At 36.2% G+C, this 20,720-nt stretch carries 17 protein-coding genes; 14 read left to right on the top strand and 3 right to left on the bottom strand.

Annotation, left to right across the window (positions count from 1 at the left end; all coding sequences use genetic code 11):
• Window positions 1-354 precede the first annotated feature (354 nt).
• Window positions 355-1,107 carry an SIR2 family NAD-dependent protein deacylase gene (locus ACHZAX_RS11885; protein ID WP_320019271.1) on the bottom strand — a complete coding sequence of 251 codons (753 nt, stop codon included), beginning with the start codon at window positions 1,105-1,107 and terminating at the stop codon, window positions 355-357.
• A gap of 415 nt (window positions 1,108-1,522) precedes the next feature.
• Between ACHZAX_RS11885 and pstS the strand changes: the two genes are divergently transcribed.
• The 13 genes from pstS to ACHZAX_RS11950 all read left to right on the top strand — a co-directional run bounded on the left by pstS (window position 1,523) and on the right by ACHZAX_RS11950 (window position 15,834).
• Window positions 1,523-2,593 carry a phosphate ABC transporter substrate-binding protein PstS gene (gene pstS, locus ACHZAX_RS11890; protein ID WP_101307951.1) on the top strand — a complete coding sequence of 357 codons (1,071 nt, stop codon included), beginning with the start codon at window positions 1,523-1,525 and terminating at the stop codon, window positions 2,591-2,593.
• Window positions 2,594-2,712: 119 nt separating this feature from the next.
• Window positions 2,713-3,567: a phosphate ABC transporter permease subunit PstC gene (gene pstC / locus ACHZAX_RS11895; RefSeq protein ID WP_101307952.1), complete on the top strand. Its 855-nt coding sequence runs from the start codon at window positions 2,713-2,715 to the stop codon at window positions 3,565-3,567.
• Between the two features lie 19 nt (window positions 3,568-3,586).
• A complete protein-coding gene (gene pstA / locus ACHZAX_RS11900) occupies window positions 3,587-4,480 on the top strand; it encodes a phosphate ABC transporter permease PstA (RefSeq protein ID WP_320019272.1) in 894 nt (297 codons plus the stop codon).
• Entirely contained in the window at window positions 4,462-5,319 is an 858-nt protein-coding gene (gene pstB, locus ACHZAX_RS11905) for a phosphate ABC transporter ATP-binding protein PstB (RefSeq protein ID WP_324292981.1), read from the top strand. Before pstA ends, pstB begins: the two co-directional genes overlap by 19 nt.
• Window positions 5,320-5,369: 50 nt before the next feature.
• Window positions 5,370-6,065 (top strand): phosphate signaling complex protein PhoU, encoded by a 696-nt coding sequence (phoU, locus tag ACHZAX_RS11910; protein WP_101307954.1) that lies wholly within the window; start codon window positions 5,370-5,372, stop codon window positions 6,063-6,065.
• A gap of 224 nt (window positions 6,066-6,289) precedes the next feature.
• A complete protein-coding gene (locus ACHZAX_RS11915) occupies window positions 6,290-6,979 on the top strand; it encodes a response regulator transcription factor (RefSeq protein WP_101307955.1) in 690 nt (229 codons plus the stop codon).
• A gap of 20 nt (window positions 6,980-6,999) precedes the next feature.
• Window positions 7,000-8,793: a sensor histidine kinase gene (locus ACHZAX_RS11920; protein ID WP_160463452.1), complete on the top strand. Its 1,794-nt coding sequence runs from the start codon at window positions 7,000-7,002 to the stop codon at window positions 8,791-8,793.
• Window positions 8,794-8,948: 155 nt separating this feature from the next.
• Window positions 8,949-9,935, top strand: coding sequence for an L-glyceraldehyde 3-phosphate reductase (gene mgrA / locus ACHZAX_RS11925; RefSeq protein WP_320019273.1), 987 nt, complete (start codon window positions 8,949-8,951; stop codon window positions 9,933-9,935).
• A gap of 80 nt (window positions 9,936-10,015) precedes the next feature.
• Window positions 10,016-10,138, top strand: a complete 123-nt coding sequence (locus ACHZAX_RS11930) for a hypothetical protein (protein WP_320019274.1) — start codon at window positions 10,016-10,018, stop codon at window positions 10,136-10,138.
• Entirely contained in the window at window positions 10,135-10,488 is a 354-nt protein-coding gene (locus tag ACHZAX_RS11935; RefSeq protein ID WP_320019275.1) for a hypothetical protein, read from the top strand. The genes ACHZAX_RS11930 and ACHZAX_RS11935 overlap by 4 nt, the downstream gene beginning before the upstream one ends.
• Before the next feature lie 92 nt (window positions 10,489-10,580).
• Window positions 10,581-12,644: a tetratricopeptide repeat-containing sensor histidine kinase gene (locus ACHZAX_RS11940; protein WP_320019276.1), complete on the top strand. Its 2,064-nt coding sequence runs from the start codon at window positions 10,581-10,583 to the stop codon at window positions 12,642-12,644.
• Between the two features lie 123 nt (window positions 12,645-12,767).
• The gene (locus ACHZAX_RS11945; RefSeq protein WP_101307960.1) at window positions 12,768-14,381 is read left to right on the top strand and encodes an ABC-F family ATP-binding cassette domain-containing protein; all 1,614 of its coding nucleotides are present in this window, start codon (window positions 12,768-12,770) and stop codon (window positions 14,379-14,381) included.
• Window positions 14,382-14,652: 271 nt separating this feature from the next.
• On the top strand, window positions 14,653-15,834 hold the full coding sequence (locus ACHZAX_RS11950) for a phosphopentomutase (protein ID WP_320019277.1): 1,182 nt from the start codon (window positions 14,653-14,655) through the stop codon (window positions 15,832-15,834).
• Between the two features lie 99 nt (window positions 15,835-15,933).
• Here ACHZAX_RS11950 and ACHZAX_RS11955 read toward each other — a convergent pair whose 3' ends face one another.
• A complete protein-coding gene (locus tag ACHZAX_RS11955) occupies window positions 15,934-18,567 on the bottom strand; it encodes a transglutaminase domain-containing protein (protein WP_320019278.1) in 2,634 nt (877 codons plus the stop codon).
• A gap of 15 nt (window positions 18,568-18,582) precedes the next feature.
• Window positions 18,583-19,338, bottom strand: a complete 756-nt coding sequence (locus ACHZAX_RS11960) for a copper homeostasis protein CutC (RefSeq protein ID WP_320019279.1) — start codon at window positions 19,336-19,338, stop codon at window positions 18,583-18,585.
• A 412-nt stretch (window positions 19,339-19,750) separates the two neighbouring features.
• On the opposite strand from ACHZAX_RS11960, the gene nadA reads away from it, so the two are divergent.
• Window positions 19,751-20,677, top strand: coding sequence for a quinolinate synthase NadA (gene nadA / locus ACHZAX_RS11965; protein WP_320019280.1), 927 nt, complete (start codon window positions 19,751-19,753; stop codon window positions 20,675-20,677).
• Window positions 20,678-20,720: the final 43 nt, after the last annotated feature.

Consider the following 20,720-nt stretch of genomic DNA (forward strand, 5'->3'; position numbering starts at 1 on the left):
TGATTTTTTACTTTCAATACAACAACCGGATTATCCGGTTTTTAAAACTAAGATTTCCAACAACTTAAACTGTGATTAATCACACTTGTATTCAAAAATCGAAAACAAATATAAAATATTTTCCCCTATTTTACTTTATGAATTTGGATTTTGAAACTGGCGCAGGTGCTTTTCAACCAATTTTTAATCTTAATTCATCACTTACAAAACTCAACTAATCAAATGGGTAACTTATTAATTCCGCTGAATCAAGTCTTCTAATTCCAACAATATCTCACTGGCTTTTATTGGAAGAAATATTTCCTTATTCCTTATCACAAGATCCCAATTCTATTTTTTTGTGCGATTCTTCCGCTAAATCAATACCTCCAACTCCAGCAACACTTCACTCGCCTTACCCTCCAAATAAATATCCGTAATACGATGGGTATAATTGGATGGTTCGGTATTAATTTCGATAATTGTTGCCCCTGCCCGCTTTGCTTCGGTTGGAATCATTGCTGCAGGCATCACCTCACCTGTGGTTCCAATCACCAAAACAAGATCTGTCATTCTTGCTGCTAAAAGCGATTTACGATAAGCATTTTCAGGTATGCCTTCCCCGAAAAAAACAAAATCGGGTTTTAAAACTTCACCATCATGAATACACCGGGGAGGCAATTTATTCAAATCGACTTCATTGGGTAAGTACAATCGATCACAGACAGGACAAATCATTTTTTGCGAATTCCCATGAAATTCAAGCACATTTTTAGATCCTGCCATCTGATGCAAATTATCGATATTCTGAGTTACAAGAGCCTTTAGCAGTCCTTTTGCCTCAAAATCGGCTAATACTCTGTGAGCCTGATTGAATTCTGCCTTTCCAAAAAAATCATAAAAAATTGCTTTAATGGCTGTCCACGATTCTTTGGGGTGGGAATGAAAGAAATCCAAATCCAGACATTGCGGATCGTATCGGCTCCATAAGCCTTCCGGTCCCCGAAAAGGTGGAATTCCACTCTCTACAGAAATACCGGCTCCGGTAAATGCAATCATCGATCCCGAATTCCGGATTAATTCAGCAGCCTGCCGCACATCAACTTTACTATTTAATTTATTTTTCATTTAAAATGTGAATTTAAAATTGATATAATTTTGCATACTAATCTGTATTGCAACAATTAACCCTTAATATCCCCTAAAGGGGACTTTACCACAATGCATAAAGTTCAGTATTCGTTACTTCATTTCCACCCTCACAAAAAAACTTCTCGTGTAATTATTTAATCCCCTTTAGGAGTTTGGGGTAATCAAACAATACTCTTTTCTGAAACAAAAAAACACCCTGCAAATACCTGTAAACATGCAAATTAAAAGAAGTAACATTTATTTAACATTCTTGTAACATTCCTGTAATGTTAGCTTCATAACATTGTAGTACCAAAAGATGAGGAGTTTGCTTCTCTTCTGTTGTTAAGAGTGAAATATAAATAATTTAATAAATACAAGAACAATAGTTCTAAACTAAAATCTTAAAAAGATGAAAAAATTTCAACTGCTTCTAACCGCTGTTATTGCTGTTGCCCTTATGGCTAGTTGTGGAGGCTCAGGAAAAGAAAAAGCAAAAACTGCTGAGAAAGCGGAAACCATTACCGGTGCCGGTGCAACTTTTCCACAACCATTTTACAACAAAATTTTCAAAAACTACTCATCAGAAAAAGGTTTGCTGGTTACTTATGGAGGAATCGGATCAGGCGGAGGAATTCGCAGTCTGAAAGATGAAATTGTTGATTTTGGTGCAAGTGATGCATTTCTAAACGATGCTAAATTAGCTGAAATGCCGGGTGAAGTTCTTCATATCCCAACTTGTTTAGGTGCTGTTGTTGCAGCATACAACCTTCCTGAAAAACCAGAACTGAAATTCACTCCTGAACTAATGGAAGGTATTTTCATGGGTAAAATTACAAACTGGAAGGATGCTAAAATTGCAGCTGTAAATCCTGGTATTAACTTACCCGATTTAGCCATTACTGTAGTTTATCGTTCTGATGGAAGTGGAACAACTTTCATTTTCAGCGATTACATGAGCAAAGTTAGTGCTGATTGGAAAGAAAAAATTGGTACAGGAAAAGCATTGCAATGGCCTGTTGGAATAGGTGCAAAAGGAAATCCAGGAGTTGCCGGAACCATCAGCCAAACTGTTGGTGCAATTGGTTATATCGGATCGGAATATGCATTTGCTCAAGACATTCCTGTTGCAAGCATTCAAAATTTAGCAGGTAACTTTATTAAGCCTTCTGTTGAATCGGTAAGTGCTTCGGCAAAAGGTGAAATGCCGGCCGATACACGTGTTAGTTTAACAAACACCGATGCTGTTGATGGATATCCTATCTCAAGTTTTACCTGGTTGATCATCTACAAAGAGCAGAATTACAAGAACAGAAGTCTTGATCAGGCTGTTCAAACCATAAAATTGATTGATTGGGCAATTAGTGCTGATGCGCAAAAAGAAACTACAAAAGTTCATTATGCACCACTTCCTGAAACTGCGGTTGCGAAAGCAAAAGCTGTTTTGAGTACTGTTACCTACAATGGCAAGTCTTTAAAATAACAAACTGATTAATTTCAATATTGAACTTGCTTCCAGTTTATTTGTATTCATACAATAAAAAAGTTCTCCAGACTTAACCGGAAGCAAGTTCTTCATTTAACAGGAACCGTTCAAAGCTTATGAACAGCGAAAAAATATTTCGATATCTTTTAATTGGTAGTGGTGTTTTGATAGTACTGATTGCTATAGGAATTGTAACTACCTTATTTATTGGATCAATCCCCTCATTTAAAGAATTTGGTTTTGGTTTTATTTATTCAACAGACTGGAATCCAACCCAAGGAAGAGAATCCTATGGTGCTCTCCCCTTTATTATTGGAACGCTGGTCACTTCAATTCTGGCATTATTAATAACATTTCCATTCGCCTTTTCCATTTCACTGTTTTTAGGCGAATATTTCAAGAATGGTAAATTACCATCTTTTTTACGATCTGTGATCGATCTGTTGGCAGGTATCCCATCCGTTGTATACGGTTTATGGGGATTTTATGCTTTACGACCCATAATTACCGACTTGGGACTAAACGCTCAGGGATTTGGTATTTTCACATCATCCATAGTTCTTGCAATCATGATAATCCCTTACGCATCCTCTCTCGGATCGGAAGTGATCTCAATGGTTCCCGGCAGTTTAAAAGAAGCAGCATATTCTCTTGGTGCTACCCGGTTTGAAGTTGTAAAAACGGTTATCATTCCCAATGCAGGATCAGGAATATTTGCAGGATATATTCTTGCATTAGGAAGAGCAATTGGAGAAACAATGGCAGTAACCATGCTGATTGGTAACTCCAACAAAATTCCAACAGGAATTTTCGATTTAGGAAACACTATGGCAAGTTTAATCGCCAATCAATTTGGCGAAGCCGATGGTTTAAAATACACCTCATTGGTAGAAATAGGATTGCTCTTATTTGTAATCACAGGTATTGTAAACTACATCGGCAAATTAATCATGAAAAAATTATCGGCTTAGCCGTAATAAGATATATAGAATGAATACATCTGCTCAAATATCGAATGCTAAGCTAAACAGGCGGTTGCTTAAGGATAAGCTATTTACCTACGCAATTATATTTTTGGCATTCCTCTCAAGTGTCCCTCTTTTTCTTATACTTTTCGAGTTGATAAAAAAGGGATACAGGCAAATTAACATCAGCTTTTTTTATAAAGTTGCGCCAGATACCATGGAGGCAATGGTTGCTGTTAAAAACAATGAAATTATTCCCGGCGGTATAGCCAACGGAATAGTCGGCACGTTAATTATAGTTGGAATGGCTTCATTGATTGCTATTCCTGTAGGAATTATTTGCGGCATGTATCTGGCCGAAAATTCGAAAGGCAAATTTGCCGGAGTGGTTCGTTTTATAGTAGATATGTTACAAGGAGTTCCATCTATTGTTCTTGGAGTAATTGGGTACATCTGGATTGTAAAACCAATTACCGGCGGTTTTTCAGGCCTGGCTGGTAGTGTTGCCCTTTCTATCATGATGTTGCCCTCCATTGTACGCTCAACAGAGGAAACTTTAAAAATGATACCCGAAACCTTAAAGGAAGCCGCTCTTTCTTTAGGCGTTCCCTATCACAAAACCATGCTAAGAGTCGTGCTTCCATCAGGTATCAGCGGAATTCTTACGGGCGTAATTCTTGGTATATCAAGAATTGCGGGAGAAACGGCTCCATTAATGCTGACAGCTCTGGGAAGTGCTGCAATCAGCACAGATATTACAGAACCATCAAGTGCTATTCCCCTATTGGTTTGGGAGTTTTACAACGATCCAAACCTTGTAGATATGATTTGGAGCGCCTCTTTGTTCCTGTTAATTTTGATTTTATGTTTAAATCTTACCGCTAAAGCAATCGCAAAAAGATGGAAAGTACAGTATTAGAAAAAAAAGAAGTAGAAGCTGAAGTAAAAGCACAACCTTATAAAGTCAACAACATGATGCAAAACCCAATTGAAAAAATAGAATCTCCTATTTTAAACATCGATAAACTTTCCGTTTCCTACGGTGGAGACAAGTATTCGATTAATGAAGTTTCTGCGGGAATTGCAAAAAATAAAATTACAGCAATTATGGGACCTTCGGGTTGTGGTAAAAGCACATTGCTTAGAGCCATTAACCGAATGCACGAATTGTATCCTGATACGCACAACAAAGGTTCTGTTTATCTTGCCGAAGAAGATATTTATAAGATGAATCCTATTTTACTGAGAAGAAAGATTGGAATGGTTTTTCAACGTCCAAACCCTTTCCCGACTATGAGTATTTACGACAATGTAATTGCAGGTTATCTTTTAAACGGAATTAAACTGAAGCGCTCAGAAAAAGACGCAATTGTTGAAAAATCTTTACGTGAAGTAGGTTTGTGGAGCGAGGTAAAAGATTCTCTTCACAACAAGGGAACTTTTTTATCGGGAGGACAGCAGCAACGCCTTTGTATAGCGCGGGCACTTGCCTACACTCCTGAAATTATCCTATTGGATGAACCCACATCTGCATTGGATCCTATTGCAACAGCAAAAATTGAAGATTTGCTGGTAAAACTGAAGAAGGATTTTACCATTGTATTGGTTACGCACAACATGTCGCAGGCTGCAAGAATATCCGACTATTCCATGTTTATGTATTTGGGCGAATTGGTTGAGTATGGTAAAACCAAACAAATGTTTACCATGCCTAAAGACAAGCGAACCGAAGAATACCTAACCGGAAAATTTGGTTGATTTTTCAGCAAAACAGGAATTCTTATACTAACAACACAAATTCGCATACTATGTCAATTAAAAAAGATAAAAAATTCGATAAGCTTGATAATGATTTCGCTAAAATGCAAACACTGCTTTTTCAACAGTTTGATATTTTAGAAGAGGTGGTCAATCATGGCTTGGATCAAATAGAAAAAGGACTGATAGACACGTTTAAAAAAAACGAAAATAAAATTGATCAGTTCGAAATAAAAATGAGTGACAACATTATTGAAACAATTGGTTTGCAGCATCCTATGGCAAGCGATTTGCGCCTTTTAATCTCTTACTTTAGAATGATTGGCCATATTGAAAGAATTGGTGATCAGCTGAATAACATCATGCGCTTTTTTCATAAAATGGAGCCGCCTACAATTCATGAGAATCATAAAGATTCGGTTTTAAACATGCTGTCGATAAGCGCCGAAATGGTTAAAAAAGCATTAATCTCCTTTGAGGACGGGGATCGTGAATATGCTATCTGGACCATTAAAAATGATGAGATCGTTGACGAAATGCAATCGAAAATTTTGAAGCGAATGATTCGAAAAAATTCACCCAAAAGCAGTGATCCCACCGAAATATTCAATCTGCTGAATTTCAACAGCATATTAGGTAATATCGAACGAATAGCAGACAATGCAACAAATATTGCTGAAGCAGCAATTTATTACCAGCAAGGCATTGATTTGCGCCATATGGAATTGCCTGAAGAGGATCAATAAAAAACGATAAAAGTTGGCGAACTACTATTACCAAATTAACATCAAAACATGCCTTATAAAATGTTTCTTTTCAGCTATATCTTCGTTAAAAAAGATGCATCGTAACATGGCTATGCTTTACTTTTTTGCCTCGATACAGCTAAAAATTAATTCATTTTTATTAAAGTCTGTTTTGAAATTAAATTGGTATAAAACTTGAAACTCAACTTTTTTAATTAAAAACCATGAAGGATTTAAAAATATTAGTAGTTGATGACGAAGAGGATTTATGCGAAATCCTCCAGTTCAACCTTAAACAGGAAGGATTTGATGTAGATGTTGCCTATTCTGCAGAACAAGCCTTGAAATTGGAGCTTCAAACGTACGATTTCTTCCTTTTAGACATTATGATGGGTGAAATTTCAGGACTCGATTTGGCAAAAATAATTCGAAGAAATCCTGATCTGGCAGAAAAACCAATACTTTTTATTACAGCAAAAACAAGCGAGGCAGATAAACTTATTGGTTTTAATGCAGGAGCAGATGATTATGTATCCAAACCTTTCTCGGTAAAAGAAATTATTGCAAGAATTAATGTAATTTGCAAACGCGTTTTTTCTGATTCAAAAGAAGATGCTGTTTTCGAATTCGAAGATTTGAAAATGATATCGGAATCGAAAAAAGTGTGTATCGATGGAAAAGACATCGGTTTAACAAAAACCGAGTACGAAATACTTCGATTGCTCATCAGTCATACGGGAAGAATATATTCCAGAGACGAAATAATGAGTATTATCTGGGCGAATGACAGCTCGATTGGCGACAGAACAGTGGATGTTAATGTAAGACGAATAAGAAAAAAAATTGGTGAATATCATAAATTCATTAAAACAAAATCTGGCTATGGTTACTATTTTGAACCTAGAACAAATTGATGACCCTAATCTATAATTTCATGCAAAAACTCATTCAAAAATCCGGTTCAAAATACAAAAAGAGATTGTTCTTCTTCTTCTTTCTTATTGTTTTGATATTCTCTGTGTTAATTGGAGGATTTCAATACAGTCAGGAACGTTTGTATCGAAGAGAGAAACTGGAATATGCTCTTAATATTTATACACAACAGGTACATGAGCTAATTCAAAAAAAAGGACTGAATAAAACTCTTAATTTTTCGGAAGTTGACACATTACGTGCCTTAATGCCTGATAAAGACATAAGAATATCGGTTATCACCGCAAAAGGTAAGGTCGTTTACGACTCGTATGTGGAAAACATTGAAAGACTGGATAACCACATCAACCGACCTGAAGTACAGAAATCATTGCATTCCCAAAAAGGAAGTAATATCCGCTTATCTGGTTCTACCGGACAATCCTATTACTACTATTCCAAAAACTATTACGAATATTTTGTTCGTACTGCTCTTCCAATCAACGAAAGTGTACTCAGCTTTTTAAAGGCCAACACTCTATTTTTCTATTTTCTGTTTGGTTTGTTTGGTGTTACCGTAATTTTTCTGATTTACGCTACAGAGCATTTTGGAAATTCGATTTCAAAACTTCGAAAATTTGCCATTAATGCCGCCCATAACAGAGAAATTGACCCAAATGAGGATTTTGGAAAAACAGAATTGGGTGAAATTAGTCACCAAATTGTAAAAATCTACCGCAAACTAACAAAAACAACCGAGGCTCTTAGTCTGGAGAAAGAAAAGTTGATTATGCACCTTCAGATTGCACAGGAAGGCGTTGCCATATTTGATAAAAAAAAGAACCTGATTCTCTGGAACAGTCATTTTATCGATTACATCAATTATTTGGCTCACATTTCAAGTCATAACTATCAGGAACTGTTCGAGCTTCCGGAATTAAAAGAAATCACTGATTTTATCGATACAAACATCAAAAAACTGGGAACAAACTACATCCCGAACGTTGATATAATCAGTACGAAAAAAACCATTACAATCGGACATAAAGTGTTTCTTTTCCAAGTAGTTGTTTTTACCGACGGTAATTTCGAAATCTCGGTAAACGACATCACCAAAATGGAAAACGAGAAAACCATTAAACAGGAAATGACTTTGAACATAGCGCACGAGCTAAAAACTCCTGTAACTGCCGTTTCCGGATTTTTGGAAACCATTAAGGATAATCCAACTATGGATGAAGACAAAAAAGTACAATTTATTGAACGTTCCTGTCTGCAGATTAATCGTTTATCGAATTTAATTCAGGATATTTCTTTTCTCACAAAAATTGAAGAAGCCAATGAATTGTTTGCCATTGAAGAGGTGAACGTAAAAGAAATGGTTCAGGAGATGCTCACCGATTTTGAATTAAAACTGGCAGAAACAAAAATGGAAATTGAACTGAACTTCCCTTCGGATCTTAAAGTAAAAGGGAATTCGGAATTGTTGGATTCTATTTTCAGAAATTTAATAGACAACTCGATAAAATATGCCGGAGAAGGATGTAAAATTAAACTCACACATTATTTCGAAGATACAAATTACCATTACTTCTCGGTTACCGATAATGGAATTGGAATAAAAGAAGAGCATCTGCCACGTATTTTTGAACGGTTTTACCGCGGAGATCATGGCCGGTCAAGAAAAATGGGTGGTACGGGTTTAGGTTTATCGATCGTGAAAAATGCGGTTGCCTATCACAAAGGGAGAATATTTGTTAAAAAACGAAAAGAAAAGGGGATTGAGTTCTTTTTCTCCTTGAAAAAGACTTTATAAAATACCTATACTATATTTTAAACCACAGAAATTTCTGTGGTTTTTTTTTTGTTTTTGCTTGTTCTCATTGAAATATTCGATTCTGATTCGCTCACATTCGAACATGTTTAAACATTTCTTACTATCTTCACTTTTCGTATAAAATTTAAATAACTATGTACAAAGCATCTGAAAACAGATATGATGATATGCCCTACCGAAGATGTGGGCAAAGTGGTTTATTACTGCCTGCAATTTCTTTGGGATTATGGCATAATTTCGGACATGTAGATGTCTGTAACGAGTTCAGAAAGATTATTTTTCATGCCTTTGACCGGGGAATTACCCATTTCGATTTGGCCAACAATTATGGACCACCTCCAGGTTCTGCTGAAGAAAATTTTGGAAAAATTCTGAAAGAAGATTTAAAGTTATATCGTGACGAAATGATTATTTCGACTAAAGCAGGATATAAAATGTGGTCCGGGCCATATGGTGATTGGGGATCACGAAAATATTTGGTTTCAAGTCTGGATCAAAGCTTGAAAAGAATGGGACTCGATTATGTCGATATCTTCTATTCTCATCGTCCCGATCCCAATACACCTATAGAGGAAACCATGAAGGCACTGGATCATGTTGTCCGTCAGGGTAAGGCATTGTATGCTGGTATTTCAAATTACAGTGCCGATCAAACACGCGAAGCCTCAAGAATATTACGGGAACTGGGAACTCCCTGCCTTATTCATCAGCCAAAATATTCGATGTTCGAGCGTTGGGTTGAAAATGGCTTGTTAGATGTTTTGGAAGAAGATGGAATTGGTGGCATCGCCTTCTCTCCATTGGCACAAGGAATGTTGACCAATAAATATTTGAAAGGAATTCCTGAAGGCTCGAGAGCCGCCAAATCGCATGGTTTTTTGCAAAAAGAGCAGATTACTGAAAAAGTAATAGATAAAGTAAAGGCTCTGAATGTAATTGCCGAAAAACGAGGACAAAGTTTAGCTCAAATGGCAATTGCCTGGCTGCTAAAAGATAAACGAATTACTTCGGTTTTGGTTGGCGCAAGTTCGGTGAATCAACTCGACCAAAACATAAATTCTGTTGCAAATTTACATTTTGAAGCAAGGGAATTGGAAGCTATTCAGAGAATATTGAATTAAATTTAATTGAATACTAACATTTTTTCTTAATGCTCGTAAATGCTTACTTTAAACTAATAATCACAAACGAACATTTACTTATGAAACGTCCATGCCAAGGATATTCTGACACACAGGGAGATGATTATTCCAGCATGGTAAGTTCTCCCGAAACAAGTTCGGGACAGGCTATATGGCAAAAACTTAAAATTAAAAACATATGAAATTATTTAAACCCTTCGTAAACCTTACAAAATCAGCATCAACCGGAGTTTACACTCTGAACTCTGTAGTTTCTTTACCAAAAGACTATGCACTTAGTTCTATAGAACAAGGACTTATAGAAATAGACGGAAAAAAAGTATGGTCAGTAACAGCTACTGTAACCACAAACGGTTCGTTAGAAACGGATATTGTTGAATTTGCCGTTCCTATAAAACAAGGACCTACAGATGAAATCAAGAAAGTGAATATGATGGTTAAGCAAGCTTTATCTGGGGATTCTTCAGTAGGAAATCCTGTTGAAGAAAACAGAACCGATGTTGATTATGATGATGCAGAGGTAGATGTTTAACGATTATCTTAAAAATTGAGTGACACTAAGTAATTGCTATTTATTTGTCACTCATTTTTCATATAATAGATGATTATCATTAATTTATATAAATGCAGAATATTTTACTTTGGATTCCAATTTTGTTTTTAAGTTTTTCTTCAACAGCTCAAATAAATACTGCTTTGGAAGGTAAACTTGATTCCATTTCCGTTTCCACGGAAAAAGTTGATCTAATTGTAGAATGGGCTAACAATAATTACAAAAAATACCCTGACCAAGCATTTGAGTATCTACAAAAATCTCTTCATCTCTCAACAAAAATAAAATACCATAAAGGTATTGGTCTCTCATTAATGAGAATGGGAGTTATTGAAAAGAATAAAGAAAATTTCACCAATGCCAATAAACTTTATTCTGAAGCAATTAAAAACTTTAATTTCATTAACGATTCCCTCGGCACATGTAAAGCTATATTAAATAGAGGGAATGTATATTTGAAGGAAGATCAGTTTAATCTTGCAATAAATGATTTTTTTATTTGCCTAAAATACTTTGAAAAAATTAATGATCAAAAACTCTTATTCGCTATATACAATAACATAGGACTTGTATATAAAAACCTAAAGGATTACGAGAAATCTTATTATTACTATAGTAAATCATTAAACATAGCCCTCAAATCAAATTCATCCCTTTATTATTGTTATAATAATCTTGCAAATATATTTTCCCTGCAAAATAATTACGGTGAAGCTTTATCTTACTACAAAAAGAATCTTGAAATTTTAAACGAGGAACCCAATAAGTACCAGCTTGCCCAAACCTATCACAACATAGGCTCTTGTTTTTTTGAAATGAGGCAATATTCAATGGCCTTGGAATACTTAAATCAGAGCTTATTGCTAAAGAAAGAAATAGGAAATAAAAATTTGACTATCTCAACACTAAACAGTCTTGCTCATGTATTTTATGCGCAAAACAATTATAAAGATGCATTGGAGTATCGCAAAAAGGCTCTTGCTCTTGCAATAGAGACAAAAAATATTGAATATCAAAAAAATTGTAATGAAGAACTTTTCAAGATTTTCACACATTTAAATATGGCTGATAGTGCATTGCACTATTTCTCTGATTATGAACTACTAAAAGACAGTATTTTCAACCTTAAAAACCTGAAACAGATTGCAGAGATTCAGGAAAAATATGAATCGGAAAAAAAAGAAACGCAAATTACTTTATTGGAAAAAGTAAACAAAAGTAGAATGTGGCAACGAAACAGTTTAATAGTATTGTTGATTTTACTAATTGGCTACGCTATTTTTATTGTCCGCTCGTATTATATAAATAAAAAAACGCATCGATTACTTCAATTGCAAAATGAGAGGATTCAATGGCATAAAACTCTTTTAGACCAAAAAAACGTGGCTTTATCAGATTCCAACAAAACCAAAAACAGGTTGTTTCAGATCATTTCGCACGATCTGCGCTCTCCTTTAGCATCTGTATATAATATTGCTCAGTTGATCAAAATTTTTATTCAGCAAAGAAAATATCAATTACTCGAGGAAAGTTGCCACGACATGGAAGAATCCATAAGTAATGTATTGAGTCTAACCGACAATCTTCTATCCTGGTCTTTAAATCAATCAGGTAAACTGCCCTACAAACCTGCTATTCTATCTCTTAAACCACTTTTAGAAAATAATCTTCGAACCTATTCGAGTGTAGCAAAACAAAAAAACATCCATCTACAATTACTACTTGAAGAAACTGTTATGGTTTTTGCCGATCGCCAAATGCTGGATACAGTAATTCGTAACCTAATTAACAACTCACTAAAATTCACGAAGTCAGGAGGAGTTATTGCGATCGGCCTAAATCAAAGTGATAACTTCGTTGAATTGTGGATAAAAGATAGCGGAATAGGAATTTCTGAAGATCAAATTGCGCATCTTTTTGAAATAGACCATTCTCAATCTTATAACGGAACCAATGGCGAAAAAGGAAATGGATTAGGTTTACTCCTTTGTAAGCAATTTATTGAACAAAACAAAGGAGAAATACGGGTTGAGAGCACTTTAAATTTGGGAACAACCTTCCGGATTACAATTCCTGCTGCCGAAAATACAAATGAAATTTCAACCATTCTTTCTTCAAACGCAAATGCAAATTAATCCTGTTTTTTTGCCCAGGTTTCCCTTCTTTAAAAATTACTTAAAAGTTAATCATACAATCGGATTAGATCTAAAATAAAAATCACTAATTTTGCAGCCTTAATAATTAAAGGAAATAAGTGTATGATTTCAGTTTCAAATTTATCTATTCAATTTGGTAAAAAACCTCTTTTTCAGGATGTTAATATAAAATTCACTCCTGGAAACTGCTACGGAGTTATTGGTGCAAATGGTGCCGGTAAGTCTACCCTAATAAAAATCATTTCTGGTGAGTTGGATTCTACAACAGGATCAATATCGATGGAACCTGGTGAAAGAATGGCGGTTTTAAAGCAGAATCACTTTGAATTTGATGAATTTACAGTTCTGGATACTGTAATTATGGGTCACTCAGAATTGTGGGCTGTATTGCAGGAAAAAAATGACATTTACGCAAAACCTGATTTTTCGGAAGCTGATGGAATTAAAGCATCGGAACTGGAAGAACAATTCGCCGAAATGGATGGTTGGAATGCTGAAAGCGGAGCTGCAGAATTATTAAGCGGTTTGGGCATTAAAGAAGCTCTTCATTACAAGCTAATGAAAGAACTGAGTGGTAAGGAAAAAGTTCGTGTATTATTGGCACAGGCACTTTTTGGTAACCCGGACAACCTGCTTCTCGATGAGCCTACCAATGACCTTGACCTTGAAACAGTAATGTGGTTGGAAAATTATCTGGCCAACTTCGAAAATACAGTTATTGTGGTATCGCATGACCGTCACTTTTTAGATTCGGTATGTACCGATATTGTTGATATCGATTTTGGAAAAGTGAAAATGTTCTCTGGTAACTACACCTTCTGGTACGAATCCAGTCAGTTAGCTGCCCGTCAGCAGGCAAATCAGAATAAAAAGGCCGAAGAAAAAAAGAAAGAACTTCAGGAATTTATTGCCCGATTCAGTGCCAATGTAGCCAAATCGAAGCAAACAACTTCCCGAAAAAAGATGATCGAAAAATTGGATATTTCGGATATTCAAGCCTCTACCCGCCGCTATCCTGGTATTATTTTTCAGCAGGAACGTGAGGCCGGAGATAAAATTTTCTCTTGCTCAGGCCTAAGCAAAAGCTTAGATGGAGAAGTTTTGTTTAAAGATGTTGAATTTACAATCGAAAAAGGTGAAAAAGTAGTTTTCCTTTCCAAAGACCCTCGCGCAATGTCTGCTCTTTTCGATATTATTAACGGAATAGAAAAAGCAGACAGTGGTAATTATGAATGGGGAGTTACGATTACACCAGCATATTTACCTCTTGACAATAATGAATTCTTTCAGGAACCAATTACCTTAATCGATTGGTTAGCTCAATATTCAAGCGATACCAGCGAAGTTTATCTGCGGGGATATCTTGGCAAAATGCTTTTCTCTGGTGAAGATATTTACAAAAAAGCAAATGTTCTTTCGGGAGGTGAAAAAGTTCGTTGTATGGTTTCCAGAATGATGTTAAAAAATGCCAACTTGTTGGTTTTGGATACTCCAACCAATCACCTGGATCTGGAATCGATTCAATCATTCAATAATTCATTGATCAACTTTGGTGGTACCGTGTTGATGTCGTCTCATGACCACGAATTTATTCAAACAATTTCTACTCGTGTTATTGAATTAACTCCGAATGGAATCATTGATAAATTAATGGATTACGATGATTATATTTCCAGCGAGAAAATTAAAGAGCAAAGAGAAAACTTATACAATTAAGTCTAAATTAAACCTATATATCTCATCCCCCGGACATTTATTTGTTTGGGGGATTCTTTTATTCTTGAGTTAAGGGAAACTCATCAAGTTACAGTACTAATAAGATCTCCGCACAAAAGATCATCACAAAATATTTTTTAACTTCTTCATAATCCCATCAAGAACATTTATTATAATTATTAATTGCTAATTTATAATTGTTCTACTAACTTTGCCTCACTACCTAAACAACCCTTCATCAGTATATTTTATACACTTTAAACACAAGTTTATGATTCCTAAAATAGAACGCGCTACAATTGTGGTGCTGGATAGCGCTGGCGTTGGTTATTTACCAGATGCTGAAGAATTTGGAGATGTTGGCTCCAATACATTTGGAAATATTGCCAAACACTGTAATGGTATTAATTTACCAAATATGCAGAAACTAGGTCTTGGTAACCTTACTGACATTGCCGGTGTTGCATCATGCAACAACACAAACGGAGCCTACGGAAAGGCTGCCGAAGCTTCCAAGGGAAAAGATACAACAACCGGTCACTGGGAGATTGCCGGAGTTAAGCTGGAACGTGCTTTTCCTACTTATGCCAATGGATTTTCAGAAAAAACCATTCAATTGTTTGAAGAAAGAACCGGCAGAAAAGTTATGGCTAACAAGCCTGCATCTGGAACTGCTATTCTTGACGAATACGGAGAAGAGCAAATGAAAACTGGTAACTGGATTGTTTATACTTCTGCCGATCCTGTTTTTCAGATTGCTGCTCACGAAGAAATTATTCCTTTGGACGAATTGTACCGGGCCTGTGAGATTGCTTTGGAAATTTGCTCCGAACACGAACCTGTAGCCCGTGTAATTGCACGTCCGTATCTGGGAAGCGGGGAAGGAAATTTTGCCAGAACAGCAAATCGTCACGATTATTCTGTTACACCACCCGCTCCTACAGTTCTCGATCGTCTGAGCGAAAGCGGATTGGATGTTATCGGTATTGGTAAAACAAAAGATATTTTCGCCGGACAAGGAATTACCGACTCCCGCGGAACCAATAAGGATAATGTTGATGGAATCAACAAAACACTGATCGCTTTGAAAGAAGATTCAAAAGGTTTGATCTTCACGAATCTGGTCGATTTTGATATGATGTTCGGTCATCGTAGAAATCCGGAAGGATACAAAGCTGCTTTGGAAGAATTTGATCGCTATTTGCCTCAAATTCAGGCAAATTTAAAGGACGGTGAAATTTTAATTCTGACTGCCGATCACGGATGTGATCCCACTTACCTTGGAACTGATCACACAAGAGAGTACATTCCAATAATGGTGTATGGTAAAAATATCAAGCAGAATGTTGATTTGGGAACCAGAACATCTTTTACAGATATTGCCGCTACTATTGAAGAACTTTTATTGGGGAATAAGGTAGAAGGCAGTTTTGCAAAAGAACTTTACAATTAGACCTTTACGACAAAAAGTAAAACAATATTAAAATAAAAATGCCGCCTCAAATAATTGAAGCGGCATTTTTTTATTCCATCAAGAGATTTCTGTTTTAGATTATTTTTCCAAAACTTTAAGTAAATGCTCATGAATCCCAATTTTATATCCGCGGGAAGCGAACTGAATATTGCCATTGGAATGTAAAACCAATAGTAATGGCTTCTCAACTTTACCTGTAATGCCCAACTCCTTTTTAGCCTGTATAATCAACTCATTGTTTTTATCTTTATACAGCTTATAATTTGATGGCATATTAGCAAAAAAAGCATCTGTTAAGTTTTCATCAGAAATTTCTTCCGCCTGCAATACAACAATATTACCATTCCATTCCTGATATCTCTTTCTGATATCTTTAAATTCTTCCATTAAATGTCGGGTTGGTTCTTTTCCTGGTTCCAGCCACATCAAAACAATCGCATCCTGCTTCTCTAATGATTTAAGGCTTACTCCTTCCCCATTATCATTGAAAACCTTCAGTTTAGTATCCAAATGACCCAATATCTTACTCTCAACCTTTGGATCTCTGAATATCAAATCAATTTTAGTGGTCTGATTCTTTAAAACTTCAAAATGATTCAAATGTGCATAAACAGTTCCGTCAGCGCCGCGTTTGCCTGTAACCAACCTATATTTTCCGACTTCCAATTCCAATTTTGAAGGCAAATCGGATAATTTAGAATCCCAGCCATAATCAAGACTTTCATAAACACCATCAATCATTTTCCCGATTGTAAAATGCATATAATAAGCCGGATCAAAATCCTTTGCGGTATTATTCAACATCATAAAACCAGTAACTGGCTGATTAACTATTTGTTTTTCAAAATAAATATTCAACCATTCTTTACCATCGAAATACTGCGGTGTTTTTTCTGCTGGCTCCAAACGCGAAGGAATCCCTAAACTTCGGCAAAGAGCCACAAAAAATACATCACGCGACTCAGCATTCGAGATTCTTAGCTCATAAACACCCTTTGGAGTAATTGGCAGATTGTAATAATTCTCCTCTTCGGTAATTTGTATTTCCTTTAATATCCATTGCTTAATTTGCTCAATTCTCTCCGCTCGATTACCTGTAAATTTACCCTCAAAAGCATTCTGTAAATATCCTCGGTAAGCAATTAACCACTCATTGCTGATTCTTGGATTCAAAACACATTTCAAATAAAGCTCCTTGGAACTGTAATCTTCCAACTTGTATTTTCCGATCGTATTACTCAAATGATCTTCCAGTATTTCAGATCGCGTATCACGCAGATCTTTATCAGCAATTAAATTAAGAAGCTCAACTGCAATTGGACCATTTCCTTCAGATATTGATTCAATAAATTTCCGAATCTCTTTCCAATTTCCCTGACTTTTATTGAAGCAGTTCCAGATCATTCCTGCATCCAAAGATTTTTTATCAGCTAATTTACAGGCAGTAATGGAATCTATAAAAGTGGTTCTATATTGCATTCGAATACTGTCTTCATAGGACAGACGAATATCATTTTGTTTCTTTTTGCTCTCATCAACCGAATAAGGATCTTGCTCAACCGGAGGAACCATATTTAAATCGGTAATCTGCTCTCCATAAAAACCACGACCCAATTCCAAACAAAGCGTATCGGTTTGCTTTACGCTGATTTTCCTGCCAGCATACTCCCCCTCTTTACCAGCCCAGATAAGCAGATCACCCAAACCTGTAGTGAGGAAAGATATTCCATCAGAATCAGTATTCTTACTCGCAATTGGATAAAACTCAGCATAGTTATACAATCCAAAATCTACTCTTGCATTTTCAACTGAATTACCCGATTGATCAACGACCTGCACGTAAATTTTCTTCACATCAGCATAATTCTCCACTACATTAATCTCAGTGAAATTATCTGAACGCTTTACAACTTCATAATCTCCCTCAAAATCACCGAACACTTTGGTATGCACCAGCATAGCTCTGCGGGCAGGTTCGGTAAACCAACCCATATTCAAATCGGGTTCAGGCTCACAAGCTCCCAAATAAGACCATTTCCCATCCGTCCAAACTTCCACCCAAGCATGATTGTCGTCGCTGTGAGCCCAGCGTGGAGTATAAACCTGACGGGCAGGAATACCTACAGAACGTAAGGCAGTAACGGTAAATGTTGATTCTTCACCGCATCTTCCCCACGAAGTTCTCACAATGCTTAGCGGTCCGCTTGTGCGAATATCTGTTGGAGCATAATTTACTTTTTCGTGACACCAATGATTCACTTCCAGCACTGCCTCTTTCATCGACATGCCTTTTAATCTTGGTTTCAACTCTTTCAGAAAAACCCATCGGGCCGAATCCAAATTTTCATTGTTTACACGGTATGGCAGCACAAAATGGCGAAATAATTCATCCGGCACTTTTTGACCCCACTCAAAACTTTCTCTGGCCTCAAACGAAGATCGAACTTGTTTTAAGAAGAAATCGCCATTGTAATCGGCCAAATCGCACAAAGGCATGTACCCATATAAAAACTGCAATGCTTCTTTTTCTTCAGTCGTTATATTTTCTTGGAATACCGAGAAAAGTTCATTTGATCTATTGGATGCAAATTCTTTTCGTTTTTCGAATCGGTTGGAAACTTTTGCACGAACGGCATTGTCTTGAATAAAATGTGCATCGGAACAGCCCCAAAAGAAAATGAGACCAAGCAGAAGGATAGAAATCTTCCTCATTAGTAGAATAATTAGTTATTTGTCCTCGGCTTTTAGGATGCTTACAATTTTACGAATTTTCTTGGAGTCTGCCTCATAAAATTCAAATTCAGGCACATTTTCTTCGCCTCCCATTGCAATTTTCGGATTCTGATATTCCATTTTCCCTCTCACCAAAGACTTTGCCGAACAATGAAACTCTTTAGCTCCGGTATTTTGTTTTAAACCCAAAATATTTTCATGATTGATACCACTTCCCGGCATGATCACTATTCGTCCACTTGCCTTTTCAACTAAGCCTTTAAGTAAATCTGTGCCCATTACAGCAGTTTGTTCTCCTCCGGATGTGAGAATTCGAGCGGTTCCAATCTCTATCAATTGTTCCAAGGCTTTAAAATGATCATTCACCATATCAAAAGCTCTGTGAAAAGTAAAACTCATTGGTTTTGCCAAATCGATCAATTCCTTGGTTCTTTCCACATCAACATTACCATCAGGTAACAGAACACCAGATACAATCCCATTCACACCAATTTCTTTGCAGTGAATTACATCCAGCTTCATACACTCAAACTCAATATCAGAGTAACAAAAATCGGCTCCACGGGGACGGATAATTACATGTAAAGGTATACGTACTAACTCTTTCGTTAATTTGATACAAGAAGCACTGGGAGTAGTTCCTCCTTCATGAACGCCAGCACACAATTCAATTCGATCAGCCCCGGATTGTTCTGCTGTAATCGCTGACTGAACAGAGTAACAACATATTTCGAGTAGAGATGTTTTCATTGGTTTCTATTTTTCATATAATTATAATTTTAGGTTTTTGTAATATAGCCTGTCCCGAACTAGTTTCGGGAGAACTTACCATATAATCATTTCCCTGTATGCCAAAATATCTTGGAATATACCTTACATGCTTATGTGTTTAAGGCTTGACCGGTTGAAACATCAATACTATGGATTTTTAGTTTGATAAAAAAGAACCTTTGTTAGGAATTTTTTGTTTTAATCCCGATCCTATCTCTTTTTTCCTTGTTCCTTGTTCCTTTTACCTTGTTCCTTTTACCTTAAACCTATTCCCCGGTCTAAATAAGTAGTTTAAAACTCTAAACATGTTGCTATGATTTGAATTTCGCGATAATTTAAGGATATTTGCACTCGTATTCACCTAACGAGAGACTAAGAAAATATATACTTAATGAGAGATAAGGTTCTTCAATTAGCAAAAGAAAAGAATGCAGTTATTCTTGCCCATTACTATCAAACGCCTGACATTCAGGAAATAGCCGATTTTAAAGGTGATAGTCTGGCTCTGGCGAAAAAGGCTTCAGAAGTAGATGCTGACATTATTTTGTTTGCCGGCGTTCATTTCATGGCTGAAACAGCCAAAATATTAAATCCTACAAGAAAAGTACTCCTGCCCGATTTAGAGGCTGGTTGTTCTCTTGCTGATTCGTGCCCAGCGGATGATTTTCGTAAATTTAAAGCACTTCACCCCGACCATATTGTTATTTCATATATCAATTGTACAGCCGAAATTAAGACTTTATCTGATGTGATTTGTACGTCAGGAAATGCAGTTCAAATTGTAGAATCCTTTCCTAAAGATCAGAAAATAATTTTTGCTCCTGATAAAAACCTTGGACGATACATAAATGAAGTAACCGGCCGACAAATGGTTCTTTGGGATGGAACCTGTGAAGTTCATGATATCCTTTCTTCGGAGAGAATCATGAAAATGAAAATTGAAAATCCTGATGCTGTACTTATTGCTCACCCGGAATGCGCGCATCCGGTATTGTTACTTGCCGATTTTGTTGGCTCAACAACAGCCATGCTGGACTACACTAAAAACAGCGAATCTAAAAAATTCATTGTTGCAACAGAAACGGGAATTCTTCATCAGATGCAAAAAGATTCTCCTGACAAAGAATTTTTAATTGTTCCTGCAGATGAAACATGTTCTTGCAATGATTGTGCTTATATGAAGCTGAACACAATGGAGAAGTTATACTTGGCACTAAAAAACGAACAACCTGAAATCATCTTACCCGATGATGTTATGGAAAAGGCAAAAGCACCAATTGTTCGAATGCTTGATTTATCGAGACACTTGATTAAATAGATTTAAAACATACAATAATAAAAGGGAGATCAAAATGGTCTCC

The organism is Labilibaculum manganireducens, from assembly GCF_963665805.2.
GTDB classification, from domain to species: Bacteria; Bacteroidota; Bacteroidia; order Bacteroidales; family Marinifilaceae; genus Labilibaculum; species Labilibaculum manganireducens.